Genomic DNA, 26,127 nt, shown 5'->3' with positions numbered 1-26,127 from the left:
GGAAGTTCCGCAATAGATGTGCAACAAAAACACAACTATCCGTTTCCTGCGATCAAACAGAAATGGGGAAGGATAAAGTGTCAGTCGGTCTGTAAGCCGGGTTCTGTATGGCCGGACTTGCGTCCAACGTGGCAGCCATTCATCTGGGACGGATGTCGCCACCCGCCTCTTGCAACCCACCCGGACGGCTGATCCGGAAACTGATTGCCGGTTCTTGCGAACCGGCGCGCCGTCCCTATTCGGTTTTGCTCCCAATGGGGTTTACCGTGCCGCCTGTGTTGCCACCGGCGCGGTGGGCTCTTACCCCACCCTTTCACCCTTACCCCGTCATCCCTGCCGCTTGACCAAGCGGTACGGAAGACGGGGCGGTCTACTCTCTGTGGCACTGTCCCTGGGGTCGCCCCCGCCGGGCGTTACCCGGCATCGTGTTTCCATGGAGCCCGGACTTTCCTCACCTGCCGCCTTTCGGCATATGACAAGCGCGGCTGCCCGACCGACTGACGGGCGCGTATATAGCACGATCATGCCAAGTGGGAACCGGGTTTCGAAAAAATCTATGCAAAACAGAAAAGCCGGCAGCGAAACCGCTACCGGCTTTTCGTTTACATCATCGGTTTGGAACTCTACGCAACCGACAACATAAATTCAGAGCCTATCCCGAAAAGGGCTAAACGACTTTCAGGATAGGCGTCAGAACAAATATTAAAGGCCAGCCATGTAGGCCTTAACCGAGCTGCAATATTTTGCAGAGGTTGGGTTCATGCGCTTTGCACCATGACCGGCATTGTACTTGAGGATCGTGCCGCAGGTGCTGCCGCCGCCGAGCTTCTGTGCCATTGCAAGATACTTCATGCCAAACTGGATGTTGGTCGAAGGCTCATAGAGGCCCTTTGCAGAACCGGTATAACCAAGGCCACGAGCCGTCGAGAGCTTGATCTGCATCAGACCGATTTCACCAGCCTTGCCGCGAACATTTGGCTGGAAATTGCTTTCGTGACGAACAACCGCATGGGCGAGCGACGAAGGCACGCCGTAGGTCGCTGCATAACGATTGATAATCTGGGAGTAGCCGGTACCGCTCTTCACGGACTTTGAAGTCTCACCGCGAGATTTGGACCGCTTCGCGCTCTTTGCCGTTGGTGCGGCACGCTTTGTGATGACCGAAGCCTTCTTTGCGGTTTGCTTGCGTTCTGTCTGGGCTGAGCGTGATGACTGTTCAGACTTGTTGGTTTCAGCAGCCTTGTTCTGGGCGCGAGCCTTCAGAAGATCTGCCAGATTGGTTGGTTCATTGACTGGCGCACTCATTGCAGAATTAAGGCCAAAAGAACTCATGGCGCCAATCAGGGCGCATACAACAACAAATTTTACTTTCATAACCTACCGTCTTGGATCGTTTTTTATGGGGCTTCGCTGGTCTTGGGGGCAGCAGAGCCGTTTGAATTATGATCCCGCATGACTGGCCAAAACCCGCCCGTCGCCGCTGGGAATGCCAGATCATTTGCTGGGGAAATGCAGCCGAAGATTGGTTGGGGAAGTAAATTAGTCTTACAGGTTGTAATAAAGACTGTCACATTTCGTGATACGCGCCATGGTGGAAAAATACCATCGCCAAAAGGTGTAATCGTTCTAATTTAATGAAATTACTACAGAAATATGAAACCTCAAGCTATCACGCATAAGCATGAAATCTCATGCTCATGCGGTAACATTTTGTAGGGAAAAAATAAGCCTGTAGAGGGTATCTATAGTAGATACGTCCGCTACACCGTCCACATTTTGTGTCCGAAAATGCCGCTGAAACGCCTTAATTACGGTCTCGGTGGCCTCATCGAACACACCATTGATCTCGATTTTATATCCGTAAAGTGCCAGCATGGACTGCAAAGCTTCGACCGGTTGCCCTTGCTCGCCACGCGCGAGAAAGCGTCCGCCCCGGACAGCAGTTGGTTCGATCAGATGACCAATCCCTGCGGCATGAAGCTTTTTCCACGGGAAGTTGTGCCCCGGATCTGTTTTACGCTCTGGTGCGATGTCCGAATGCGCGAGTACGTTTTCAGGACGGATTTCATATCGGCTACATATGCTGCGGCAAAGCTCGATAACTGCTTCAATCTGACGGTCCGCAAAGGGCGGATAATTTTCAAGATTGCCCGGATTGACGATTTCGATCCCGATTGATGCCGAATTGATATCGGTCTCGCCCTTCCAGAAGCTCTTTCCTGCGTGCCATGCGCGCGCCTTTTCCGACACCATCTGCACTACGCGGCCATCTTCATGAACCAGATAATGTGCCGACACTTCCATCTCAGGCGACTTGAGAATATTAACCGCCTCCTGAGCTGTCGCGAGGCCCGTGTAATGCAGGATCAAATAGGTCGGTGTCTTGCCGTCCTTGCGAATGCCGAAATTCGGCGACGCATCAATCGAGGCCGCTGGATAATCGGGCTTATCCAAAACAAGTGCCGCCAAAAGTTCTGCTTCTGATACGTCTGCGCTGCTCATGCGGCTTCCAATTGTTTTTCTACGCTTGCCCAGGCTGCATTGATGGCAGCAAGGCGTGTATTTGCGATCTTTATAAATTCCAGCGGAAGACCTTCCGCAACAAGGCGGTCAGGATGGTGCTCTTTCACCAAAGAGCGATAGCGCTTGCGCGCATCCTCAAACGACACACCGCGAACAAGCCCGAGGATGGCATAAGGATCGCCCTCTCCGCGATTGACATGGCGGAGCGCGATGCGCTCGAAGCCTTCCTCGTCATAACCGAAAATCTCAGCAACGCTCGCAAGGAACGCCATTTCCTTGTCATGCACATAGCCGTCAGCGGTCGCGATATGAAAAAGACCGTCGAGAATATCTTCAAGCAGATGACAATTATCGTCGCCTTCGCGGCAAAGACCTGCCAGCTGACGCGCGTAGCTTTCATAGCCCGCCACATCCTGCTGAGCGAGATTATAGAGACGAACCACATGGGCGTGCTCTTCTGGCGGCACTGAAAAAATGCTCTGAAACGCCCGAAACTCATCCTGCGTCACCACACCATCCGCTTTTGCCATTTTTGCAGACAGCGCGATCATGGCAATGGAAAATGCAACGCGACGGCGCGTATCTGCATCGCCCTCAAAAACCGTGCGCACGGCTTCGATAACGCTGGAAATAGCGTTCAGCGTTACAGAGGTGACGAACTCACCGATGCGGACCCAGATCGACATGAATCGTTTCTATATAATTCCGTAAAGGCTGGAAACAACAACCCGTTGCAATCGACGAAAAAACAATAATTTAGAAAAATATCGCTGTCTTTGAAGACGATTATTGCGCGGCCTGACGAGCCTCAAACGACTGCTGTGCAGCACTCGCCGCCGCTTCGCCTGCGGCCTGTGCCTGCTCAACGCTCTGACCCACAGCCTTGGCTGCAGCTTCGGCATTGGTGCGCGCACGCTCAATCGCTGCAGCCTTTTGTTCGGGAGTTATAACGCCAGCATTATCCTGCAAAGCCTTCATTAAATCTGGTCCAGCCTGTGTATCACTGGATGGGGCTGGAGCAGATGTGTTTTGCTCTGGCTGAGCTGGAGCAGCAGCCTGCTCGTCCTCTCCTTTGCCGCAAGCAGCAAGGGCAACCAGAACAACAGCGGAAATCAAAAACAAAAAATGACGGCTCATAACAAAAGCCATAACCGAAGAAAGCCTGCGTTTGAACATGGAAAACGCAGTCATACTGTCTTTATTGACGACTACTGCAGAGTTATCCATCAACTTTGCTCCTTTCGGGGAAAATGGCGGCCTGCAAAACAGACCGCCATTCAGCCGCGAACTGATCGCGGTTCACAAAAACCAACTGCAATTTAGTTTGCAGGAGGTGTACCCGTGCCCGGTGTCGATGGTGCCGGTGCTGGGGTCGACGGAGTCGTTGTCGTATCGTTATTTGCCGGCGCTGATGGCGCAGGGGTGGACGGCGCACTATTCGTATCTTTCGAATTGTCGCTGCAGGCAGCAAGTCCGAGGAACGATACGGCAGCTACCGCACTTACCAGAAACTTTTTCATAATGGCTCTCCTTCCCTAAAAATCAGCGCTGCGGGGATTTAGCCAACGCTGCTTTGGTTTTCCGTGTCTGATCGGTTCATCCGATCAATCACCTACGAAGACAGTCGCCACATCGCTCTTTAGTCCCCGGCGATGCTTTACGACGATGCCAACGTCACAACAAAAAACGGCGAGCATGCGGAAAGGTTCTCTCAAATAGTCTTACTGCTCGTAACAAAACGCCATAATAACAAAGTTTTAACCATGATTTTCCCGTAAAACTGCCGTCACGCCCCTGTCACTGGCAGATGTTTAACTTGCGCAAACAAGGTCGGATTCGCCTTTAAAACTTCGCGCATCTTGCCCGAACCAATTCAGAATTCGGGATGCGCTCAATAAACGGGGAGCATGGCATGACAGGACAAGACGCCAACGGAACGATCCTTCAACGCGCCGTCACACAAAATCATGCGCTCTCACGACAGGGCTTTTCAGAGCGTCTTTTTGCCTGGTTGTTTAAGGGGCTGGTGTATCCGCAAATCTGGGAAGACCCGGAAGTCGACATGGTGGCGCTCGCCATTCAGCCCGGCCATCGTATCGTGACCATCGCGTCAGGCGGCTGCAACGCGCTTTCCTACCTGACCGCCGATCCGGCTCGCGTCGAGGCCGTCGATCTTAACCGTGCGCATGTGGCGTTCAATCGCCTGAAGCTTGCAGCACTCAAGCACCTGCCCGATTATGCCACCTTTTATCGCTTCTATGGCAAGGCTGATGACAAGGCCAATCTCGCCGCCTACCAGCGCTTTATCCGGCCGCATCTTGATCAAGAAAGCCGCGCCTACTGGGAAAAACGCAAACTGAGTGGCCGCCAGCGCATCTCAATCTTCTCGCGTGACCTGTATCGTCACGGTCTTCTGGGTGTCTTCATCGGCATGGGACACCGCGTTGCCCGCCTTTATGGCATTGACCCGCGTGACATTCTCAAGGCACGCACTATGGAAGAGCAGCGGACATTCTTCGATACAGCACTCGCACCCTTGTTTGAAAAACGCATGGTACGCTGGGCCACCGCTCGTAAATCATCGTTGTTTGGCCTTGGCATTCCACCGCAGCAATATGATGCACTGGCAACCGCCGGTAATGGCGACATGGCTTTCGTCCTCCGTGCGCGCCTTGAAAAACTCGCCTGCGCCTTTCCGCTGACTGAAAATTATTTCGCCTGGCAGGCCTTCGGGCGTGGCTATAGCGGCAATGAGGAAACCGGCCCCCTTCCCCCCTACCTCTCTCGCGCCAATTTTGAAACCGTGCGCGCCCGTGTGGACCGCATGACGGTTCAGAACGCCAACTACACCGAGTTCCTTGCCCAGAAGCCAGCCTCATCCGTGGATCGCTATATTCTGCTCGACGCACAGGACTGGATGAACGACGGCCAGCTCAACGCGCTCTGGAGCGAAATCACACGCACAGCAGCGCCCGGTGCCCGCGTCATTTTCCGCACGGCAGCAGAACCAAGCCTGCTTCCGGGCCGTGTTGATCCGTCAATCCTGGCCCATTGGGATTACCGCGAAGATGAATCGCGCGCGCTACATGATCGCGACCGCTCTTCTATATATGGCGGGTTTCACCTCTACACATTAAAGGACGCTTGATATGGGCGCTAATCCATTGGGCAGTCGCGGACGGGCTCAGGGCATCGATCATGCCAGCCTGATGGACCGGGTTTATAAGCGGCAACGGCATTTTTACGATGCAACGCGCAAATATTATCTCCTTGGCCGCGATACAATGATCACTGGCCTCAATGTTCCGTCCAATGGCAATGTACTCGAAATCGGTTGCGGCACAGGCCGCAATCTCGTCAAAACCGCCCAAGCCTACCCGGACGCAAAACTGTTTGGCATCGACATTTCAGCGGAGATGCTGGAAACGGCCCACAGCGCGGCTGAGCGGGCCGGGATTGCCGAGCGCACCAGCCTCGAACGCGCCGACGCCACGCATTTCGACCCCGAAGCGCTTTTTGGTCAAAGCAATTTCGACCGTATCTTCATTTCCTATGCTGTTTCGATGATCCGGCAATGGCAACCTGTCATCCGGGAAAGCATTCGCCACCTCAAACCGGGCGGCGAACTGCACATAGTCGATTTTGGAGATCAGCAAGGTCTGCCAAACTGGTTTAAGAAAGCACTTTTCACCTGGCTTCGCTGGTTCCATGTGACGCCTCGTAGTGATCTCTTCACTGTCGCAGATCACATGGCCGCAGAACAAGGCGCCATATCAAGACACAAAGTGCTCTATCGCGGCTTTGCATGGATCGCGACCATCCGCGCCGAATAAGCCGCAACTGGTGCGACACAATCTATTTCCAGCAAAGTTTTGCCCGCTGACTGATGACGTCAGCATCGGGATCGCGTAACCCTTGTTAAGATTGATTCGCGACACCGGGACCACTGTATGAACCGTATGGCCAACCGCAGCATTCTAGCCCTTGGCATGTTACTTCTAGCCGGCTGCACCACAGTCGACTACGACTTCGCCGACGTTAAAAAGTCAGGCAATTCGATGCAGCAGATGGCGCGCCCGACAGGAGCCGTCAATGCACCGCGGTTCGGTGATCGAAAACCGTTTGAATGGACGGGCCGCACACCATGGCATTATCCAATCCATGGTACGGATGTTTCAAAATATCAGGTCGATGTTGATTGGAGTGCCGTACGCCGCAGCGGCATTTCGTTTGCCTTCATCAAGGCAACAGAAGGCGGCGACCGGTTTGATGACCGTTTCACCGAGCATTGGAACGGCGCGAAGCAGGCTGGCATTCCGCGCAGCGCTTATCATTTCTATTACTTCTGCCGCCCAGCCATCGAGCAGGCACGCTGGTACATTCAGAATGTTCCGCGCGATCCGAACGCACTGCCACCTGTTCTCGATATGGAATGGAACGCAAGTTCGCCGAGCTGCAAGCTAAGGCCAAATGCGGTCGTGGTGCGCAAGGAAATGAAGATTTTCCTTGATGCCGTCGAAAAGCACTATGGCAAACGACCGATCATCTACACAACGGTCGACTTCTTTGATGAAAACGACCTCAACCAGATGCGTGAATATCCGTTCTGGCTGCGATCCACGGCTGGGCATCCTACAGAAAAATACGGGCCGCATCCTTGGACCTTCTGGCAATATACGGGTACGGGAACCATTCCGGGCATCAAGGGTGACGCAGATATCAATGTGTTTGCCGGCAGTGCCAGTGCATGGAAAAAGTGGCTGGAAAGCAACAAGGTCCGTTAACTCGGCATCAAATGAGAACTCACGCTAAGTTTCGCTTCATTTCCATGACGTGATGAGGCAATAGCTTTTGGAAATAAATGGGGAAGTTCTTTCTCTTTTAATTGTGAGTTCTCTCGATGAAACTTATCGCTTCAGTGATGGCTGCCGCTTTACTGGCATCAACTGCAATTTCTCCCGCGCTCGCCTCTCCGGGCCCGGATGCCGCAACCAATGCGGCCAATCTGCCTAAGCCGGAATGCGAGATCGATTACGGTCAGTGGATGGATAATCTGACCAAGGAAGCACGCGAAGCAGGCGTGGGTGAAAAGGGCATTGCCGAACTACACAAGGCTATGCTTGAGCAAAAAGTTCTCGACCGCGACCGCAAACAGACGGTCTTCAACCTGACATTCACCGAATTCTCCAAGCGCTTGATTTCTGAAGCGCGCCTGAAGAACGGCCAGAGCAACCTCGTCAAATATGCCGATGTGTTCAAGAAGGTCGAAGACACTTACGGCGTGCCGGGTCCTGTTCTTGCAGCCTTCTGGGGGCTTGAAACCGATTACGGCGCCATTCAGGGTGATTTCGACACGCTGAACGCGCTTGTGACGCTTTCCTACGACTGCCGCCGCCCAGAGCTCTTCCGTCCTCAGTTGATCGCCCTTCTCAAGCTTTTTGATACCGGTGTTGTCGATGCGGCAACAACAGGTGCATGGGCTGGCGAAATCGGCATGATGCAGCTTCTGCCGAAGGATTATCTTGAGCGCGGCGTTGACGGCGACGGCGACGGCAAGGTTGACCTCAAGAACAGTGTGCCTGATGCGATGATGACCGCAGGCCGCATGATTTCCGAACTCGGCTGGAAACGCGGCGAGCCTTGGCTCGAAGAAGTACGCATCACCAAAGACCTGCCGTGGGAAGAATCCATCCGCACCAATCGCAAGCCGCATTCATGGTGGGCTGAACAGGGCGTTGTCGGCCTCAAGGGACCGCTTGGCCCTGATGATGGCGATGCATCGCTGTTACTGCCACTGGGCCGCAAGGGACCAGCGTTCCTGTCTTATGCAAACTTCGATGTTTTCGTGGAGTGGAACAAGTCGATTGTTTACGCGACCACGGCTGCTTATTTTGCCACCCGCCTTGCAGGTGCTCCAGCCTTCAATCCCGGCAACCCTGATCAGGGCTTGACGCAGGAACAGATGAAGGAACTGCAGAACAAGCTTCAGGCTCGTGGCTATGATATGGGCAAGATTGATGGTGTCTTCGGCGTATTGACCCGCGATGCAGTCCGCACCGAACAGCTGCGTCTTGGAATGCCTGCTGATTCCTGGCCAACTCCAGAGCTGCTTGAAAAACTCTGACTCTGAATAAATCCAAGGCGCGGATAACCCCGCGCCTTTTTAGTTCTAGAGTATTTCCAGCAAAAGCGGGAACCGCTCTATCGTTGCAAGTGATCCCGCCATGCTCTCGACTCTGATCGTCGTCCTGCCCGTATTCGCCCTGATTTTCTCAGGCTGGCTTGCGTTCAAGCTGAAAATATTGGGCCCACATGCAATTGCGGAACTCAATCGCTTTGTCGTCTATCTAGCACTGCCGGCCCTGCTGTTCGACATCATGGCCAACACCCATGGCAGCGAACTTTGGCAACCGGGCTTTATCGCCGTGTTTCTGCTCAGCAGCGCCATCGCCTTTGCCCTGCCCTTCATTATCCGCCTGCGCGGCAAGCAGCCGCTCGCAGACAGCGCCATCGATGGCCTTAATGCAGCCTATCCCAATACGGGCTATATGGGCATTCCGCTTTCTATGATTGCATTTGGTTCAGGCGTTCTCGCTGCAACCACGATCACCATCATCATCACCGTTTGTGTGACCTTCGCTTTTGCGATTGTTCTGATCGAGATCGGCCTGCAGACCGAGAAGAAGCCGCTGCATCTTGCCTGGAAGGTAACGCGTTCGCTGATCCGCAATCCGCTGCTCGTTGCACCATTCCTCGGAATGCTGGTGCCTGTAACCGGCTTTACCATTCCTGCACCTGCCGAAACCTTCCTGAAGATGTTGGGCGGCGCTGCCTCTCCTTGCGCGCTGGTTGCGCTTGGGCTTTTCCTTGCCCAGCCCCGAAAGATCGAGCGGGAAAGCATCAATGCCATCGCTTTTCTTGTCTCGGTCAAGCTCATTATCATGCCGCTCGCCACATGGCTGCTTGCAGTCTATGTGTTTAAACTGCCGCCGCATCTGGCACAAAGCGCGACCTTGCTCGCAGCACTGCCCGCGGGCACCGGCCCCTTCATGCTGGCCGAACATTACCGTCGTGAGGCGGCAATTACGTCGAATGTAATCCTCTATTCGACAACGATTTCAGTCGTGACTCTGTCCGTGTTTCTGGCTTTTATCAGCTAAAACACCCCAAATATTGTGTCCAACCACCTTCAAAATTGGCGGTTTCGTGGCATTTTCATGAAATGTGAACAAAATTTTACAGTTAAAAATTTCAATGACTTAGGTGGTAAACAGAAGGTTTTTTCCACGATCACCGCATATTGCAGCAAGAAATCTTCTTTTGTTTGAGGCCTTTTGCGCTTAGATTCAGGTTCTCTACCAGCGCGCATTCGACTTCGTCGGATGCTTAGAAGGAGACAGACCAATGGGACTTACGCGATCTTTGAATGTCCTCATGATCTGTGCAGCATTTGCATTTGTTGCCGCGTTGATAGCAGGCGTTATTCCCTGATTGGGAACAGCCTAAGCCATTAGACGGCATCGGTTTTTGAGGATGAACCGATCCGTTTCACTTAAAAGAAAAGCCCGGTTTCAGACCGGGCTTTTTTCATTTCAGGCGACTTCTAACTGGGGTTCAGTTTTAGGCCGAATACCGATCATGTGGCAGATTGCGTATGGAAGGTCAGCTCGGTTCATCGTGTAGAAATGGAAGTCCTGCACGCCGCGTTCAATCAGATCCATGACCTGTTCGGCAGCAATGGCTGCTGCAACAAGCTGATGCGTCTGCGGGTCATTATCCAGCCCGTCAAAGCGCTCTGCCAGCCATGCCGGGATATGCGTTGCTGACCGTGCGCAGAAATTGCGAACCTGCTTGAAATTATGGACCGGCAGAACACCTGGAACGATCGGGATATAGATACCCGCACGGCGCACACGCTCGACATAACGCTCATAAAGGTTGTTATCGAAGAAGAACTGCGTGATGGCGCGCGTTGCACCATTATCGACCTTGCGCTTGAGCATATCGATATCGGTCGCAAAATCCGGGCTTTCCGGATGCTTTTCAGGATACGCCGAAACAGAAATGTCGAAGTCAGCAAGCTTGCGCAGACCACCGACGAGCTCAGCGCCATTCTGATAGCCGCCCGGCGTCGGAACATATTTCTGGCCGATACCGGCAGCCGGATCACCACGCAGCGCTACGAAGCGATTGACGCCAAGCGCTGCGAACTCCTGCGCCACGCGATCAACTTCCTCACTGGTCGCATCAACACAGGTGAGATGCGCAGCAGGCTGGACATCTGTTTCTTTCAGAATACGTGCAACCGTGCGAATCGTGCGCTCACGCGTAGAACCACCCGCACCATAGGTCACGGAGACAAATTCCGGCTTTAGCGGCGCAAGCCGCGTTACCGTCTCCCACAGGCGCTGTTCCATTTCTTCCGACTTGGGCGGGAAGAATTCGAACGAAACCCGGGTGGTCTGGCCGATATCTGGTCGGCGGGAAAGACCATAGAAACCCATCAAACTGTCTCCGTCATGCTTTCATTGCGCGAAGCCGGATCAGCAATCAGCACACGCGGATCACGGGCAAGCCAGAGCTTTACCGTCAATCCGTCATCGCCATTGGCAACCTTCGGCCCCAATTCAGTCGTTGTGGCGGGCTCAAGCCCTGTTTCCTTCAACCAGCCAAGCATCTGCTCATCGCTGAAGCCAAGCCTCAAATGCGCGTGTTCTTCGCGCAGAAACTCAAGCTTATGCGGTGCAAAATCGACAATCAGCAGTCTGCCGCCGGGGCGCAGCGCACGCGTTGCCTCGCGAATAGCAGCCTGCGGATCATCAAGAAAATGCAGAACCTGATGGATGGTTACGAGATCGAAATTCTCACGTTCGACGGGCAGCGCATAAACATCGCCCTGCCGCACTTGCGCGTTGCTCACCGTTGCAAGGTCAAGATTGGCACGCGCCACGGCAAGCATGTCGCGATTGATATCAATGCCAAGCCCGCGAGAATAAAGCGGTGAAAACAGTTCCAGCAACCGACCGGTGCCCGTGCCAACATCAAGCATCGCCTGAAATGGCTTATCACCCACAATGGTCTTGAGCGCTGCTTCCACGGCATTCTCAGACACATGAAGCTTGCGAATTTCATCCCAGCTTCCCGCATTCGCACTGAAATAGGCCGCAGCCTTTTCCTGACGATTGGATTTGACCTGTGAGAGCCGCTCCAGATCGCGCTCAATCAGCGCATCCGTCGCATCGAGCCGGATGAGAAGATTGCGCGCAACCTCACCGCAGAGCGCATTATCGGAAAGCCGGAAATAGGCCCAGGCGCCTTCCTGATAACGGTCGATCAGATCAGCTTCACCGAGCAGCTTGAGATGGCGCGACACGCGCGGCTGCGACTGACCAAGAATTGTGGTCAGGTCAGATACCGTCAAATCGCCCTTGGAAAGAAGCGCAAGGATGCGTAAGCGGCTTGGCTCGGCCACCGCTTTTAAAACATCCACCATCTGATCGAGCTGCAAACGCAATCCGCAACCTCCACGCTCTAAAACATATAAAGATATGTTTATGTGAATTGCGATAATGACGCAAGCAGTTTTCGCAAACCCATACACAGCAAAACTGTCACCCGGTTCGGGTAGCCGTTTGAGCAGAATGGTAGCTGGGTTATGATTATATCGAATCTTGCTGCAGGCAGGAAAGGAAGACCGCCATGGGTGCAAGCACTGTACGACAGAAGGCAATCGCAAAATCGCTCACGCTTTTGCTTCCTGCGGTCCCTTATTCAGATTCAGAGCCAATCCGAGCTGCGGCACTTGCGCCTCATATGAAGACGCTCCCACCCTCGGTGGCCGTCTGGCTTGCAACAGTCGCGCATGTTCGCCACGCGCATACTGACTATGACACTCTGCGCGATGACGGATATGATAAGGATTCAGCGCGTTTCTTTGTACTAGATGACATCAACAAAAAGCTAACCGAATGGCGTGCCACACGTCTCGTCACCGCTGATGATGATGAAAAGGTAGAAATGTAAACGCCGCCCAAAGGCGGCGTCTAACACGTTCAGGTATCAGTGGGTTCCGTGACCCTGCAAATAACCATGTTTGCGCGGATCAGGCATGACCAGACCGACGATGAACACGATCACCATCATGATGGTTACATACCAGAAGAACCCGCTTTCAAAGCCGGCCTTCTTGAACCATAGCGCCACATATTCGGCAGTACCGCCGAAGATTGCATTGGCAATGGCGTAGGAAAAACCTACACCCAAAGCACGCACTTCAGCCGGAAACAGTTCCGATTTCACGATGCCGCCAATCGACGTGTACATGCTCACAATTGCCGAAGCGATGGCGATATAGACAAATGCCATTGTCGGGCTTTGCACAGAGCCAAGCACTGTGAGCAAAGGAATAGTCGTCAACACCGATACGCCGCCAAAGGCGATCATCATCGGTTTGCGACCAACCTTGTCGGAGATATAGCCAAACAGCGGCTGCATGAGCATGAATGCAAACAGCGCGACCGTCATAACCTCGCTGGCCGTTTCCTTGTTCATACCGGCGGTATTGACCAGATATTTCTGCATATAGGTCGTGAACGTATAGAAGGTCAGCGAACCGCCAGCCGTGAAGCCCACAACGACCAGAAATGCCTTGCGGTGATGCTTCCAGATCGTCGCAAAACTACCCGCAGCCTTGCTGTTACGTGACTCTTCGGTTGAAGTCTCGTGCAGTGTACGGCGCAGATAAAGCGCGACGATTGCAGCCAGACCGCCAATAGCAAACGGGATACGCCAGCCCCATTCATGCAGCTGTTCTGGAGTCAGGAAGAACTGCAGAATGACCAGCACCAGAACAGCAAGAAGCTGACCGCCAATGAGCGTCACATACTGGAACGACGAGAAGAAACCGCGACGCCCGGCAAGAGCCACTTCACTCATGTAAGTGGCAGTGGTGCCATATTCTCCACCAACCGACAGGCCCTGCAACAGTCGCACCAGCAAGAGAAGAAGCGGTGCCCAAAGGCCGATGGACTCATAAGTCGGAAGGATAGCAATAGCAAAAGAACCAAGACACATCATGCTGACCGAAATCAGCATAGAAGTACGGCGACCGAGCTTGTCCGCGAGCCGACCAAACAGCCAACCGCCAATCGGGCGCATAAGAAAACCGGCTGCGAAAATCGCCGCCGCGTTCAGCAGCTGACTGGTCTGATCTTCAGCCGGGAAAAACTGTGATGCAAAGTAAAGTGCGCCGAAAGAATAGACATAGAAGTCGTACCATTCGACCAGATTGCCGGAGGCGCTCGCAACGATCGCATAAATCCGGCGGCGCGTATCGTGAGCGTCGTGTTTCTCTTCGATCTCACCATTGGCATCGCTGTGCATTTCTGCATTGCTCATTCTGAAACTCCCGATAGCAGCCGAAAACGGGGAAACGACTGCATGATCACTTGCCTTGCTTGGGAGAGAGCAAAACCAGTAATCGTTGATCTCTAAATCAATATATTCGGCAGGTCGGTCGGGCCTCAGATTTCAGTCTGCAAGTCTGCATGGTTCGACCAAAAGCCGCACAGTCTCTGAAGCTAACCTTGACGCAACATCTTTGAAAAACAGATGTCACCACTCCCAATCAAGCGATCCCAGCGGGCATCAAAAATTGTTTGGAATTACCTCCGATATCGCAAAATCATAGGAGCAATATCGTTTGTATGCAATCTATTATCATGCACTACTATTGGATTAGAAACTCTTCAGCAGGAGCATAAGCATTTGAACTTTAGATATTTTACCGGATAAGCGATTTGCAGACCCGGTAAAATCTTTGTGAAAGACGGTCTCCGCAACAGACGAGAGAAGACTCGCTAAAGCGTTTTGTTATTTTCTGGCAACGATGAAAATTCGTGGGAAGCGCAGCAGCACACGACCATCATTCAGCGTTGGATAGAATTCCAGAAGACGCGATTTGTATGCTTTCAAAAATTCGCGCTGCTCATCATCATCCAATGGATCAAGGAAGGGACGCAGACCGGTGGATTTCACCCACTCAATGATAGCGTCCACATCAGCCAGCTGATGATTGTAAACCACATGCCAGATATCAACACGGGAAGCATGATCAATCAGCGCATTGTAATAATCGGCGACAGGCGGCAGAGGCCCCCTTCCCTTATTGCCAATCTTCGCGGCGAAGGGTTCGGACCTGGCAACTTCACGCATCAATACGTGGGTTGGCTCTGCCATATTATCCGGCATTTGCACCGCGAGATAAGCGCCAGTCCGGAGCTGCGACAAAAGCCTTTGCATCTGCTCTTTATGATCAGGAATCCACTGAAAAACCGCATTGGAAAACAGCACATCCGTCTCAACGTCAGGCTCAAACTTCGTCAGATCACCCAGAGAAAAATCAACCTGTGGCAAGCGCTGTTTGGCTTTCTCGATCATATCCGGCGACGTGTCGAAACCCGAGACTTTTGCATTCGGCCAACGATTGGCGAGAAGCTCGGTGGAGTTTCCGGGACCGCAACCGATATCGACCACCTTGCGCGGACTATCGATCATAATCTGCGCTAGAAGATCAGCTGCCGGGCGGCTACGTTCATCTTCAAACTTCAGATATTGCTTTGCGGACCAGTCTTTCATTTTCCACTCCTCATTACACCCTCACAATTCGTGAGAGTTAAGCACATGCGGTCAAACAAAAAGGCCGGTGCGATGCACCGGCCTTTGATTTCTTAGCGCGTCAGCGGCTTGTAGGTTACCCGCTTCGGATTGACGCTTTCAGGTCCAAGACGGCGGACCTTGTCAGCTTCGTAATCCTCGAAGTTGCCTTCGAACCACTCAACATGGCTATCGCCTTCAAAAGCGAGGATGTGCGTTGCCAGACGATCGAGGAACATACGATCGTGGGAGATGATAACAGCGCAGCCAGCATATTTTTCAAGCGCATCTTCGAGCGCTGCCAGCGTTTCCGTATCAAGATCGTTGGTCGGTTCGTCGAGGAGCAGAACGTTGCCGCCTGCCTGAAGCATCTTGGCAAGGTGCACGCGGTTACGCTGACCACCGGAGAGATTGCCGACCTTGGCCTGCTGATCGCCGCCCTTGAAATTGAACGCACCGCAATAAGCGCGGGAGTTCATTTCAAACTTGCCAAGCTTGATAATGTCGTTGCCGCCAGAAATTTCTTCCCAGACATTCTTGTTTGGGTCGAGGTGATCGCGGCTCTGATCGACATAACCAAGATGAACGGTGTCACCGATGCGGATCGAACCGGAATCCGGTTTTTCCTGACCGGTAATCATCTTGAAGAGCGTCGACTTACCGGCACCGTTTGGACCGATAACACCAACGATACCACCCGGAGGCAGCTTGAAGGTAAGGTTTTCAATCAGCATACGGTCGCCAAACGATTTGGTCAGACCTTCTGCTTCAATAACCACCTGACCAAGACGCTCACCAGCCGGGATCAGAATCTGGGCATCGCCCGGACGCTGATTGTTGGCGGCTTCGACCAGCTGGTCATAGGCCTTGATACGGGCCTTAGACTTGGACTGACGCGCTTTCGGGCTCGCAGCAATCCACTGGCGTTCACGCTCAAGCGCCTTCTGACGGGAATCGTCTTCACGGCCTTCCTGAATCATGCGCTTGGACTTGGCTTCCAGATAGGCAGAGTAGTTGCCTTCATAAGGAATGCCGCGACCGCGATCGAGTTCGAGAATCCAGCCCGTTACATTGTCGAGGAAGTAGCGATCGTGCGTGATGAGCAGGACAGCGCCTTCATATTCACGCAGATGCTTTTCCAGCCAAGCGGTGGTTTCAGCGTCAAGGTGGTTGGTCGGTTCGTCGAGCAGCAGCAGATCAGGCTTCGAAAGAAGCAGCTTGCAAAGTGCCACACGACGACGTTCACCACCCGAAAGCTTGGTGACATCAGCATCAGCTGGCGGGCAGCGCAGAGCTTCCATCGCCATTTCAACCTGACTGTCCAGATCCCAGAGGTTCTGGCTGTCGATAACGTCCTGAAGAGCCGCACCTTCGTCTGCGGTTTCATCAGAATAATTCATCATCAGCTCATTATAACGGTCGAGAATGGCCGTTTTGTCAGCCACGCCTTCCATCACATTGCCGAGTACAGTCTTTTCAGGATCAAGATGCGGTTCCTGAGCAAGATAGCCACAAGTCGCACCTTCAGCGAGCCAGGCCTCGCCGGTATAATCCTTGTCCATACCGGCCATGATCTTGAGGATCGTCGACTTACCGGCGCCGTTTGGACCAAGAATACCGATCTTCGCATCTGGATAGAATGACAGGTGAAGGTTTTCGATAACCTTCTTAGCGCCGTAGGCCTTATTCAGCCCGGACATATGATAGATGAATTGGCGTGCCATAAAGCGCGTCGTCTCCACGAGTTAGAGAGCGTGTACGACTATTCGGTCGAACCGCAGATAAAATTCTGAAGGCTATGTAGGCGAAATAGAGCGCGGAAGCAAATATCATCGCGCAAAGTCCAAATGGAAATATGCCTTGATAAAATGAAACCGGGCGCGGATATTTCCGTCACCCGGTTTCCCCTCTGGCCACTATTCGAGAAAGTATCCTCCCTTTCACCGAATAGCCTGCTAGTTATGCCTTAACGACTGGAATTCGACGCCCCTGAATTCTCTTCAAAACTCCGTCCATATCCCCTGATAAAGATAGATTTGCCTAGGATTTCGCGGTTTTCAAGCGGAATTTGCTCAAAAATTGCAAATGCCTAAAATTAGTTCATTCAACCTTTGGATGCCTTTTTTAAAGACGCTACCAAAAGACAATTTGACTATTTGCGCAGCATAAATTCAGATGATCCCATGTCATTTGAAACCATCAATCGCTTGCCCCTCTCAGACGGAACCGAACTGCCATACCGTCAGTCGTTGTCAGCTGCGCAAGACGCCCCAAAGGCTATCGTGCACATCTGCCATGGGCTTGCCGAACATTCGGCTCGTTATGCGCGCTTCGCAAAGGCGCTTAATCAAGCGGGCTACCACGTCTATGCACATGATCACCGTGGTCATGGTGCAAACATAAGTCCTCATGCACCAAGAGGAATGTTTGCACAAAAAGACGGCCATAGAGTGGCCATCGACGATATTCTCGCACTAAACCGCCATATTCATGCGGCCCATCCCGGCGTACCTGTGGTTTTGTTCGGGCACTCGATGGGTGGACTTATCGCACTGAACTATGCGCTTGCACATTCAGATACCATCGATGCAGCTGCAGTCTGGAATGCCAATTTCAATGGCGGCATCGAAAACAGTGCTGCCATGGCGCTGCTGAAGGCGGAGCGGATGTTCAAGGGCTCCGACGTTCCAAGCTCTATTCTGCCGAAGCTCACCTTCCGCGCATGGGGAGCATCCATTCCCGGCCATAAAACGCCTTTCGACTGGCTCTCGCGCGATCCGGCAGAGGTTGAAGCCTATGTGAATGATCCGCTCTGCGGCTTCGACGCGAGTGTTGCACTCTGGATCGACGTCTTTCGTATGATGAAAGCTGGTGCAACCGACAGCAACTTTGCGGGTATCCGCAAAGATTTGCCTTTCAATCTGGTTGGAGGCACTGAGGATCCTGCAACAGACAAGGCCAAAGCGACGCGTAAACTTGCGGACAGAATGCAGGCCATGGGCTTCAGCAAGGTCACTTGCACGATTTACCCCGGCACGCGCCACGAAAGCCTCAATGACATCAACCGGGATGAAGTGACGCAGAATTTTCTGGATTGGCTTGCAGAGGTACTTCCGTCTGGACATATGTCGGAGTAAAAGCGGCTGATAAACAACTATCCGGTCCAACTCACGATTTCTTGAAACACTTGGTTTGCCCGGCAATCAATGTTATGGAGCCCGCCTTGCGCGCTACAGGGCACCTGTACTGAGATATTAAGCACACGATTTTACGGCAAATGCGCAAGGAATGAAGGAAGCTCCGCTTGGCAACACCAACGATTTCTGTGGTCATCCCCTGCCGCAATGAGGCCGACAATCTCGCTTTTCTGCTCGACGAAGTCGATAGCGCCATGCTGGGTCGCGACTATGAAGTGATCGTCGTTGACGATGGCTCGACAGATTCCACCAGTGATGTGCTGGCTGGTCGCATCCATGCAGGCAAGCCGCTGCGCCATATCCGCCACGACCGTTCATCCGGACAGAGCGCTGCATTGCGCTCCGGTGTTTTCGCAGCTCGTGGTCAGATTGTTGTGACGATGGACGGCGACGGACAGAATAATCCAGCCTATCTGCCAGCACTTGCAGACGCTTTGATCAATGCAGGCCCGGCTTTTGGTATCGCCGCCGGTCAGCGTCTCAAGCGCACCGACACCAAACTCAAGCAGCTTTCCTCACGCTTTGCCAACAATCTGCGCGGCGCGATCCTGAAGGACAAAACGCGCGATTCCGGTTGCGGCCTCAAAGCACTGCACACTGAACTTTTCCGCCAGTTGCCATTTTTTGACGGCTGGCATCGTTATCTGCCAGCGCTGGCCCTGCGTGAAGGCTTTGATGTCGTCCACATCGATGTCACCGACCGCGAACGCCGCCATGGCAAATCCAACTACGGCATTCTCGACCGTGGCCTGCGCGGCATTCTCGACCTTTATGGCGTATGGTGGCTGCGCAAGCGTCGCAAGGTTGTGCCGCGCGTGACGGAGATTACCCATGACTGATATTTTCAACAGCCTCGCTCAATGGCTGCACGATGTGTTCGTCGCACAATGGGATGGCTGGATCATTCTTGGCTTTATTGCACAGGCCTGTTTCACCATGCGCTTCGTCGTGCAGTGGCTGGCATCTGAGAAGGCCAAGAAAAGTGTTATGCCGGTAGCATTCTGGTTCTTTTCGCTGTTTGGCGGCGCGTTGCTGCTGATTTATGCGATACAGCGCAAGGATCCGGTCTTCATCGCGGGCCAGGCTCTGGGCCTTATCGTTTATGTCCGCAATCTCTGGCTGATTGCCAACGAGAAGAAGCGCGTGGCAGCGGCTGACTAGTTTGCTGTTCACAGCTCAAAATCAAAACGCCGATCTGATGAGTTCAGATCGGCGTTTTTGTTTTAGCTACTGGATTTTTAGAGTCCGCCCCACTGAGCGATAATCAAGTCCGGTTCCGGCCACATCATCGGCTTTATAGACATTGCGAAGATCAATCAGCACATTGCCTTCCATCGCATTGGCGACACGCTTCAGATCCAATGCGCGATAGGCATTCCATTCGGTGAGCAGCGCCACAACACCTGCGCCTTTTGCGGCCTCATAGGCGGAGCTGCACCAGATCACATCCGGCAATACTGCCTTTGCAGCATCCATCGCTTCGGGATCATGCGCACGAACAGAGAGGCCAGCCTTCTGGATAGCCGCAATGATATCGAGCGACGGCGATTCACGAATATCGTCCGTGTTCGGTTTGAAGGCGACACCAAGCACGGCAACCGTATTCGCGCCGCTTTCGCGAGCCGCTGTAACGATGCGCTCTGCCATTGCTTGCTTGCGCGCCTCGTTGACCGAAATCACTTCCTCGATCAGCGACTGCGGCGCATCGTATTTCTTGCCGGTTGCAGCAAAGGCGCGTGTGTCCTTCGGGAAGCAGGAACCGCCAAAGCCCGGGCCAGCATGGAGGAATTTCGAACCGATGCGGTTATCCATGCCGATGGCGCGCGCGACTTCCTGCACATTACCGCCGGTCTTTTCGCAAAGATCGGCTACCTGATTGATGAAAGTTACCTTCATCGCAAGAAAAGCGTTGGCCGCATATTTGATGATTTCCGCGTTCTCCAGCGACGTGACCACCATCGGCGTTTCACGCAGATAAAGCGGACGATAAAGCCGCTGCATCGCAGCCTTACCACGCTCATCATCAACACCAACGACAACGCGATCAGGGCGCATGAAATCTTCAATCGCAGAGCCTTCACGCAGGAATTCTGGATTTGAAACCATCGAAAAGGCAACGCCCGGACGCGCTTGCGCGATACGATCACGAATGCGCGCATTGGTGCCAACAACAACGGTCGATTTGATGACGACCACCGCCCCCGGCTTCATGGCAGCAGCAATTTCATCGGCTGCTGCCTCAATATATTGCAGATCGGCCTCGCCATCGCCACGCCGCGACGGCGTGCCAACGGCGATCAGGATGACATCGGCATCGGCAACGCTGCTCGCCAGATCAGTGCTGAACTCGAGCCGCCCGTCACGAATATTCCGGCCCATAAGCTCATCAAGTCCCGGCTCGAATATCGTAACCTTACCCGCTTCAAGCCGTTCGATGATCGACGGATTCTTGTCGACACAGGTGACGTGAAAGCCAAATTCGGCAAAACACACGCCCGAAACCAGACCCACATAGCCCGTCCCGATCATCGCCAGCTTCATAAGTTTAGACCTTTTTGTTCATCGCAAGCCTGCTGAACCAGTTGAGATTTCGGTTATGGCCTGTCGAAAATGTTGGTTTTCGAGACCCGGAGCGCAGCGTACTTTGGGGTACGTGAGCACCGGAAGCTCAAAAACCGACATTTGCAGACGGCCAGAGCCGGAATATCGCTAGGTTCAGAGCCACTTATCATAATCTGATACCAGCAGATGTACTGGCTGTTCGTTTTCTTCAATATTGGAAAAACGTCCGATCGGCTCACGGAAAATATTATCCGTCAGATCGTCGTTCACTGTCGATACTTCACCGATCAGCACATCGGCACCCTCACCCCAAAAAGCGTGCCAGTTGCCCGGCAGAAGCGTGACGCTTTCACCCGGACTCAGCTTCAGATGAGCACCGGCCTTTTGCGTCACGAGACGGCCATCGGTTGCAACCGTTACATCGGTTTCTTCATCGACGCTGCCATCGGCGCGCGAATTGAAGAGTTCCAGTACCAACGTGCCACCACCGCGATTAATGATGTCTTCTGCCTTCACCACATGACGATGCATCGGCGAAAGCTGATTCTTGCGCGAGATCATGATCTTTTCGGCATAAAGCATACCGCCACCGCGCTTGAGGTCCTCGGCATTGCCGTTGCGCGTGGTGAAGAGAAACAGGCCAAGATCCGCAAACTTGCCCTGACCGTAATCCGTAATATCCCAGCCAAGACGACCATCGAGAATGGCCTTTGCATCGCTCGAAGTGCGCGTTTTCAGCTCTTCTGGCGACCAATAAGCAAAAGGAGGCATGACGTAGCCAAAGGAACGAATGAAGGCGTCGCTCTCGCGGATAATCTCATTGATTTCTGAACGTTTCATGGCCTCTGAACCTCCCATAGAATGAAACTGAATATATTTCGCAGTTTGGTAACTGCCTTTTTAGCCTCTTGGCAATCCCACAAGAGAGAGTCTCACACAATTGCGAAGTCCGGCATCATTCTCAGCGCGTCATTTTGGAGCATATCCCGAAAAGTATGGAGCGGTTTTCGGACAAGATACGCGTCTAAACAACGAGTTAGAGCACCGATCAGCTGGACGCGGATCGAAGCACGCTCTGGCGTGTCGTCTTTACGCGAAAATCATGTCGCATCCCAATGCGCGTTTAGAACATTTCGATGATTGAATCATGACAACGGGAGCCAGTCTGAACATCGGCAGATGAGCAGACAAGCCATTGAGATAACGGGAAAAGCCGTGCTTCCGGAGGATTAAGGGAACACCGGATCGGGCCAAGGTCGCTGAGAGAACAGCAAAAGGCCAATCCAACGACAGAACACAGAGGGTTCGAGGCTATGGACGTTCGCAACGAAATGCTGGGGCTTTTGACCGGGCGCGACCCAAATTTCAGCCTGGAGCAGAAATTTTATACTGATCCGGATTTCTACAAGCTTGATCTGGAAAACATCTTCTATCGCGATTGGCTGTTTGTCGGCCACGATTGCGAGCTGCCAAAAACCGGCTCCTACATGACCGTTCAGGTCGGCGCATACCCTGTCGTCATCGTGCGCGATGCTCAGGGCGGCATCCGCGCGTTCCACAATTCCTGTCGCCATCGCGGCTCACGCATATGCTCCGCCGAAAAAGGCACTGCAGCGAAGCTCGTCTGCCCTTACCACCAGTGGACCTACGAACTCGATGGCCGCCTGCTGTTTGCACGTCAGGTTGGCCCGGATTTCAAGCCTGCCGAATATGGTTTGAAGCAGGTTCACTGCGAAAACGTCGCGGGCTATATCTATGTCTGCCTTGCAGACGAAGCGCCGGACTTCAATGGCTTCCGCAATCTCGTTGAGCCTTATCTCGCACCGCACAATATCAAGGATGCAAAGGTCGCCTTTGAAAGCTCGATCATCGAGAAAGGCAACTGGAAGCTCGTATGGGAAAACAACCGCGAGTGCTATCACTGCGCAGCCAACCATCCTGAGCTTTGCCGCACCTATCCTGAAGCACCGAGCGCTACTGGCGTTCAGGGGGTGATGGAAGACCCGGAAATCAACCAGCTCTGGAAAAACTGCGCCTCCATCGGCCTTCCTGCTGAGTTTAACATGTCGGAAGACGGCCGCTACCGCATCACCCGAATCCCGCTTCTGCGCGATGCCGTGAGCTACACCATGTCGGGCAAACCAGCCGTCAAGAAGCCTTTGAGCGATCAGGTAGCGGGTAACACCAATATCGGCGCTATGCTGCTCTTCAACTACCCATCAACCTGGAACCACCTGATGGTCGATCACGCCATCTCGTTCCGCGTGCTGCCAATCAGCGCCGAGGAAACCATGGTGACGACAAAGTGGCTGGTTCACAAGGATGCGGTTGAAGGCGTTGATTACGACCTTGATGAGCTGACCCATGTATGGATTCAGACCAATGACCAGGATCGCCAGATCGTGGAAGAAAATGCGGTCGGCATTCGCTCACCCGCTTACCAGCCCGGCCCTTATTCGGTCGAGCATGAAGGTGGCGTGATGCAGTTCCTCGAATGGTACACCAACACTATCACACCTCGCCTGAAGGGTGAAACGGCAAAGCTTAGCCGCGTCGCATAAACTGTAATACGTATTGAAGAAGTGAGAAGGCCATGCAGCCTCTGAAATATCTGGACGAGATGCTGCCGTGGAACGACAGGTTGCAGATGCTGCAATGCATCTCGGCCATCGAAGAAGCGCCAGACGTTATGACCTTCTCCTTCAAAACGCTGGAGGACAACTGGTTCCGCTATACGCCGGGCCAGTTCGTCACTCTTGAACTGCCGATTGAACGGGCCGATGGATTGGGGCCGGTATTGCGGACCTACACGCTGTCATCGACCCCTTCCCGGCCCTATCATATCTCAGTCACCGTCAAAGCGCAGAAAGATAGCATCGGCACGCGCTGGATGCTCGACCACCTGCGCCCGCCGATGACCATCAAGGCCTATGGCCCAAATGGCGACTTTTCGCTCGCCAATCATCCGAGTGAAAAATATCTCTTTATTTCGGCTGGCTCCGGCATCACACCAATGGTTTCGATGACGCGCTGGCTGTTTGATTGCGCACCGGCGACCGATGTCGCCTTCATCAATTGCGCGCGCTCCCCTGACGACATCATCTTCCGCAAGGAGCTTGAATTGCTCTCTGGCCGTATGGAAGCCATGCGCCTTGCATTCATCGTCGAGCAATCATCCGCCCGCCATGTCTGGCCCGGCCTGCATGGGCGTATCGACCGTGCCCGGCTCGAACTGCTGGCGCCGGATTTTCTGCATCGCAAAGTATTCTGCTGCGGTCCTGAGCCATTCATGAATGGCGTGCGTGGCCTTTTGGAGCAATCCGGCTTCAACATGGCCAATTATCATCAGGAAAGCTTCCAGCCTGCGACCGAAATCTCTGCCGTTCCAGTGCCTTCTGCTCTGGCGGTGGATGCACCGGCGGCTCCGGTAAAGCCCGCTGTCGCACCAGCCAGCGTCGTCTTCAGCCTGTCCGGCGTTGAAGTCGAATGCACCGAGAATGACACAATCCTGCTGGCAGCGCGCAATGGCGGGCTCAAAATCCCGAGCGCCTGCGAGTTCGGCATCTGTGGCACCTGCAAGGTCAAATGCGTCGGCGGTGAAACCGAAATGAACCACAATGGCGGCATTCGTGACGACGAGATCGCGGAAGGCTACATTCTTGCCTGTTGCAGCCGTCCGCGTGGTCGTGTCGAAATTGATGCCTGATTAGGCTTTTTTCAAAAACTCAGTACGCAGCACGAGGCCTTTGACCTGCTTTGTGCTGCAATCAACTTCGTCTGGATTTCCGGTCAGGCGAATGCCCTTGACCAGCGTACCACGCTTGAGCGTGGTTGATGTTCCTTTGACCTTCAAATCCTTGATGAGCGTAACGGAATCGCCGTCGTTCAGCTGCGTTCCGTTGCTGTCGCGCGTGATTTCATCGGTCATAACTACCCCCTGTTCACGTAAAGAAAGTAGGTCGGTAGCACCAAAGACAATGTAATACCAGAACGCGGATATTTGCTGGCAAGCACCCTTGCCGCTGATTATAATCGCATCAAAGCAGTCAGGAGCATTTTATGATCGGTCATGCCCTTCTCGTCGTTGATGTGCAAAATGATTTCTGCCCTGGTGGTGCACTGGCTGTCGATAAGGGCGATGAAATTCTGCCCGCTATCAACCGGCTGATCGATGAGAGCGAACATGTCATTCTGACACAGGACTGGCACCCTGCGGGTCACTCAAGCTTTGCCACAAGCCATTCTGGTAAGAAGCCATTCGACACCATCGATATGCCTTATGGCCCACAAACATTATGGCCCGATCACTGTGTGCAAGGCACACATGGAGCCGATTTTCATCCGGACTTGCATTGGACGCGCGCGCAGCTCGTTATTCGCAAAGGCTTCCGCATTGGCGTAGACAGCTATTCCTCTTTTTATGAAAACGACCGGCAGACGCCGACCGGCCTGTCGGGCTACTTGCGTGATCGCAACATTGGCTCTCTGACAATCGCCGGACTGGCAACCGATTTCTGCGTTGCCTATTCCGCGCTCGACGCCGTGTCACATGGCTTTCGTGTGCGCGTTCGGCTCGACGCATGTCGCGGCATCGACATAGGCGGATCAATGGACACCATGCTCGATCAAATGCAAAAGGCGGGCGTTGAACTCATCAACGAACCCGCCCTTGCATCTCATTTCATCTGATTATTTTTCGATCTCGCCATCTGGCAGGACGACATAAATCAGCACGGCAATGATGGTGATGAAGAAGCGGAAGGCGGATTCGATACCGTTCCAGGTTGAAGACATCCACATACCGAACCATTCGCCGCCAATCGACATGAAGCCTACCTGCCAGACGAGGAAGCCAACAGACAGGCCAGCAATTGCCCATTTCTTTGAGTGATTGAAGCTCTTTGCATCACCACTCAGGCGACCGAACATGGCAAACGCGCCAATCCAGCAAAGAATTGCCGTCAATGTCTCTGCCGCGATAATCAGAATGTATCCGGCATTATGTAGGAAATTGCTGTCGATCGCGCGATATTTGATGGTTGCATCCGGAAAGATCGTATCCATCAGAAGCACATGCTGGACGAAAGCAAAATTGCTTCCGTAGTCTGTGATATTGCCGAACGAAACGAGTGTTGCGAAGAAAGCGATTGCCGCGACAAAGGCGGTTTTGCTCAAACGAGTAACGACCATG

General features: G+C 53.4%; 25 protein-coding genes, 1 other RNA gene and 1 pseudogene. 12 read left to right on the top strand and 15 right to left on the bottom strand.

The window, feature by feature from the left end; all coding sequences use genetic code 11:
* Positions 1-76: 76 nt before the first annotated feature.
* From rnpB to QSJ70_RS01145, 6 genes and pseudogenes are all read right to left on the bottom strand, one after another.
* Positions 77-501, bottom strand: an RNA gene (rnpB, locus tag QSJ70_RS01170) — RNase P RNA component class A.
* A gap of 201 nt (positions 502-702) precedes the next feature.
* On the bottom strand, positions 703-1,374 hold the full coding sequence (locus tag QSJ70_RS01165) for a lytic transglycosylase domain-containing protein (protein WP_007875824.1): 672 nt from the start codon (positions 1,372-1,374) through the stop codon (positions 703-705).
* 321 nt (positions 1,375-1,695) lie between these two features.
* Complete coding sequence (locus tag QSJ70_RS01160) at positions 1,696-2,502, bottom strand: N-acetylmuramoyl-L-alanine amidase (RefSeq protein ID WP_285534514.1); 807 nt, start codon at positions 2,500-2,502, stop codon at positions 1,696-1,698.
* Entirely contained in the window at positions 2,499-3,209 is a 711-nt protein-coding gene (locus tag QSJ70_RS01155) for a J domain-containing protein (RefSeq protein ID WP_007875826.1), read from the bottom strand. The genes QSJ70_RS01160 and QSJ70_RS01155 overlap by 4 nt, the downstream gene beginning before the upstream one ends.
* A 100-nt stretch (positions 3,210-3,309) precedes the next feature.
* Positions 3,310-3,710 (bottom strand): annotated as a pseudogene (locus tag QSJ70_RS01150) (hypothetical protein).
* Between the two features lie 132 nt (positions 3,711-3,842).
* Positions 3,843-4,043, bottom strand: coding sequence for a hypothetical protein (locus tag QSJ70_RS01145; protein WP_079212087.1), 201 nt, complete (start codon positions 4,041-4,043; stop codon positions 3,843-3,845).
* Positions 4,044-4,435: 392 nt separating this feature from the next.
* Between QSJ70_RS01145 and QSJ70_RS01140 the strand changes: the two genes are divergently transcribed.
* From QSJ70_RS01140 to QSJ70_RS01120, 5 genes are all read left to right on the top strand, one after another.
* Complete coding sequence (locus tag QSJ70_RS01140) at positions 4,436-5,671, top strand: BtaA family protein (RefSeq protein ID WP_064320833.1); 1,236 nt, start codon at positions 4,436-4,438, stop codon at positions 5,669-5,671.
* 1 nt (position 5,672) lies between these two features.
* On the top strand, positions 5,673-6,356 hold the full coding sequence (locus tag QSJ70_RS01135) for a class I SAM-dependent methyltransferase (protein WP_285534513.1): 684 nt from the start codon (positions 5,673-5,675) through the stop codon (positions 6,354-6,356).
* Between the two features lie 117 nt (positions 6,357-6,473).
* Positions 6,474-7,307, top strand: coding sequence for a glycoside hydrolase family 25 protein (locus QSJ70_RS01130; protein WP_079212090.1), 834 nt, complete (start codon positions 6,474-6,476; stop codon positions 7,305-7,307).
* A gap of 116 nt (positions 7,308-7,423) precedes the next feature.
* Positions 7,424-8,647, top strand: a complete 1,224-nt coding sequence (locus QSJ70_RS01125; RefSeq protein ID WP_113497976.1) for a lytic murein transglycosylase — start codon at positions 7,424-7,426, stop codon at positions 8,645-8,647.
* 100 nt (positions 8,648-8,747) lie between these two features.
* The gene (locus tag QSJ70_RS01120) at positions 8,748-9,683 is read left to right on the top strand and encodes an AEC family transporter (protein WP_285534512.1); all 936 of its coding nucleotides are present in this window, start codon (positions 8,748-8,750) and stop codon (positions 9,681-9,683) included.
* A gap of 432 nt (positions 9,684-10,115) precedes the next feature.
* On the opposite strand, the gene metF is transcribed toward QSJ70_RS01120, so the two are convergent.
* Positions 10,116-11,027 carry a methylenetetrahydrofolate reductase [NAD(P)H] gene (gene metF / locus QSJ70_RS01115; protein WP_285534511.1) on the bottom strand — a complete coding sequence of 304 codons (912 nt, stop codon included), beginning with the start codon at positions 11,025-11,027 and terminating at the stop codon, positions 10,116-10,118.
* Complete coding sequence (locus QSJ70_RS01110; RefSeq protein ID WP_112812579.1) at positions 11,027-12,016, bottom strand: ArsR/SmtB family transcription factor; 990 nt, start codon at positions 12,014-12,016, stop codon at positions 11,027-11,029. Before QSJ70_RS01110 ends, metF begins: the two co-directional genes overlap by 1 nt.
* Positions 12,017-12,222: 206 nt before the next feature.
* Here QSJ70_RS01110 and QSJ70_RS01105 point away from each other — a divergent pair, with 206 nt between their 5' ends.
* The gene (locus QSJ70_RS01105; protein WP_064320838.1) at positions 12,223-12,546 is read left to right on the top strand and encodes a DUF2293 domain-containing protein; all 324 of its coding nucleotides are present in this window, start codon (positions 12,223-12,225) and stop codon (positions 12,544-12,546) included.
* Positions 12,547-12,582: 36 nt separating this feature from the next.
* Here QSJ70_RS01105 and QSJ70_RS01100 read toward each other — a convergent pair whose 3' ends face one another.
* The 3 genes from QSJ70_RS01100 to ettA form a co-directional block, all read right to left on the bottom strand.
* Positions 12,583-13,920: an MFS family transporter gene (locus QSJ70_RS01100; protein ID WP_112805659.1), complete on the bottom strand. Its 1,338-nt coding sequence runs from the start codon at positions 13,918-13,920 to the stop codon at positions 12,583-12,585.
* A 474-nt stretch (positions 13,921-14,394) separates the two neighbouring features.
* Positions 14,395-15,159 carry a trans-aconitate 2-methyltransferase gene (gene tam, locus QSJ70_RS01095; protein ID WP_112805657.1) on the bottom strand — a complete coding sequence of 255 codons (765 nt, stop codon included), beginning with the start codon at positions 15,157-15,159 and terminating at the stop codon, positions 14,395-14,397.
* A 92-nt stretch (positions 15,160-15,251) separates the two neighbouring features.
* Positions 15,252-16,901 carry an energy-dependent translational throttle protein EttA gene (ettA, locus tag QSJ70_RS01090; RefSeq protein WP_007875859.1) on the bottom strand — a complete coding sequence of 550 codons (1,650 nt, stop codon included), beginning with the start codon at positions 16,899-16,901 and terminating at the stop codon, positions 15,252-15,254.
* A gap of 459 nt (positions 16,902-17,360) precedes the next feature.
* Between ettA and QSJ70_RS01085 the strand changes: the two genes are divergently transcribed.
* The 3 genes from QSJ70_RS01085 (at position 17,361) to QSJ70_RS01075 (ending at position 19,535) form a co-directional block, all read left to right on the top strand.
* Positions 17,361-18,314 carry an alpha/beta hydrolase gene (locus QSJ70_RS01085; RefSeq protein WP_194779854.1) on the top strand — a complete coding sequence of 318 codons (954 nt, stop codon included), beginning with the start codon at positions 17,361-17,363 and terminating at the stop codon, positions 18,312-18,314.
* 167 nt (positions 18,315-18,481) lie between these two features.
* Complete coding sequence (locus QSJ70_RS01080; protein ID WP_113160037.1) at positions 18,482-19,213, top strand: glycosyltransferase family 2 protein; 732 nt, start codon at positions 18,482-18,484, stop codon at positions 19,211-19,213.
* Positions 19,206-19,535 carry a lipid-A-disaccharide synthase N-terminal domain-containing protein gene (locus tag QSJ70_RS01075; RefSeq protein WP_007875866.1) on the top strand — a complete coding sequence of 110 codons (330 nt, stop codon included), beginning with the start codon at positions 19,206-19,208 and terminating at the stop codon, positions 19,533-19,535. The genes QSJ70_RS01080 and QSJ70_RS01075 overlap by 8 nt, the downstream gene beginning before the upstream one ends.
* A 66-nt stretch (positions 19,536-19,601) precedes the next feature.
* Here QSJ70_RS01075 and QSJ70_RS01070 read toward each other — a convergent pair whose 3' ends face one another.
* A complete protein-coding gene (locus QSJ70_RS01070) occupies positions 19,602-20,915 on the bottom strand; it encodes a UDP-glucose dehydrogenase family protein (protein WP_007875868.1) in 1,314 nt (437 codons plus the stop codon).
* Between the two features lie 174 nt (positions 20,916-21,089).
* The gene (locus tag QSJ70_RS01065) at positions 21,090-21,776 is read right to left on the bottom strand and encodes a D-lyxose/D-mannose family sugar isomerase (RefSeq protein WP_079212097.1); all 687 of its coding nucleotides are present in this window, start codon (positions 21,774-21,776) and stop codon (positions 21,090-21,092) included.
* Between the two features lie 473 nt (positions 21,777-22,249).
* Between QSJ70_RS01065 and QSJ70_RS01060 the strand changes: the two genes are divergently transcribed.
* On the top strand, positions 22,250-23,497 hold the full coding sequence (locus QSJ70_RS01060) for an aromatic ring-hydroxylating oxygenase subunit alpha (protein ID WP_194779852.1): 1,248 nt from the start codon (positions 22,250-22,252) through the stop codon (positions 23,495-23,497).
* Between the two features lie 32 nt (positions 23,498-23,529).
* On the top strand, positions 23,530-24,642 hold the full coding sequence (locus tag QSJ70_RS01055) for an FAD-binding oxidoreductase (RefSeq protein ID WP_112812522.1): 1,113 nt from the start codon (positions 23,530-23,532) through the stop codon (positions 24,640-24,642).
* Here the strand turns inward: QSJ70_RS01055 and QSJ70_RS01050 are convergent, their stop codons facing one another.
* The gene (locus QSJ70_RS01050) at positions 24,643-24,864 is read right to left on the bottom strand and encodes an alkylphosphonate utilization protein (protein WP_007875876.1); all 222 of its coding nucleotides are present in this window, start codon (positions 24,862-24,864) and stop codon (positions 24,643-24,645) included.
* 131 nt (positions 24,865-24,995) lie between these two features.
* On the opposite strand from QSJ70_RS01050, the gene pncA reads away from it, so the two are divergent.
* The gene (pncA, locus tag QSJ70_RS01045; protein WP_285534508.1) at positions 24,996-25,625 is read left to right on the top strand and encodes a bifunctional nicotinamidase/pyrazinamidase; all 630 of its coding nucleotides are present in this window, start codon (positions 24,996-24,998) and stop codon (positions 25,623-25,625) included.
* Here pncA and QSJ70_RS01040 read toward each other — a convergent pair whose 3' ends face one another.
* A complete protein-coding gene (locus tag QSJ70_RS01040; protein WP_007875879.1) occupies positions 25,626-26,126 on the bottom strand; it encodes a DUF2165 family protein in 501 nt (166 codons plus the stop codon).
* Between the last annotated feature and the right edge of the window lies 1 nt (position 26,127).

The organism is Brucella sp. NBRC 12950 (genome assembly GCF_030268145.1).
Lineage (GTDB): Bacteria > Pseudomonadota > Alphaproteobacteria > Rhizobiales > Rhizobiaceae > Brucella.
Note: the sequence above shows the minus strand (reverse complement) of the source record. Positions and strands in the feature narration are given on the sequence as shown.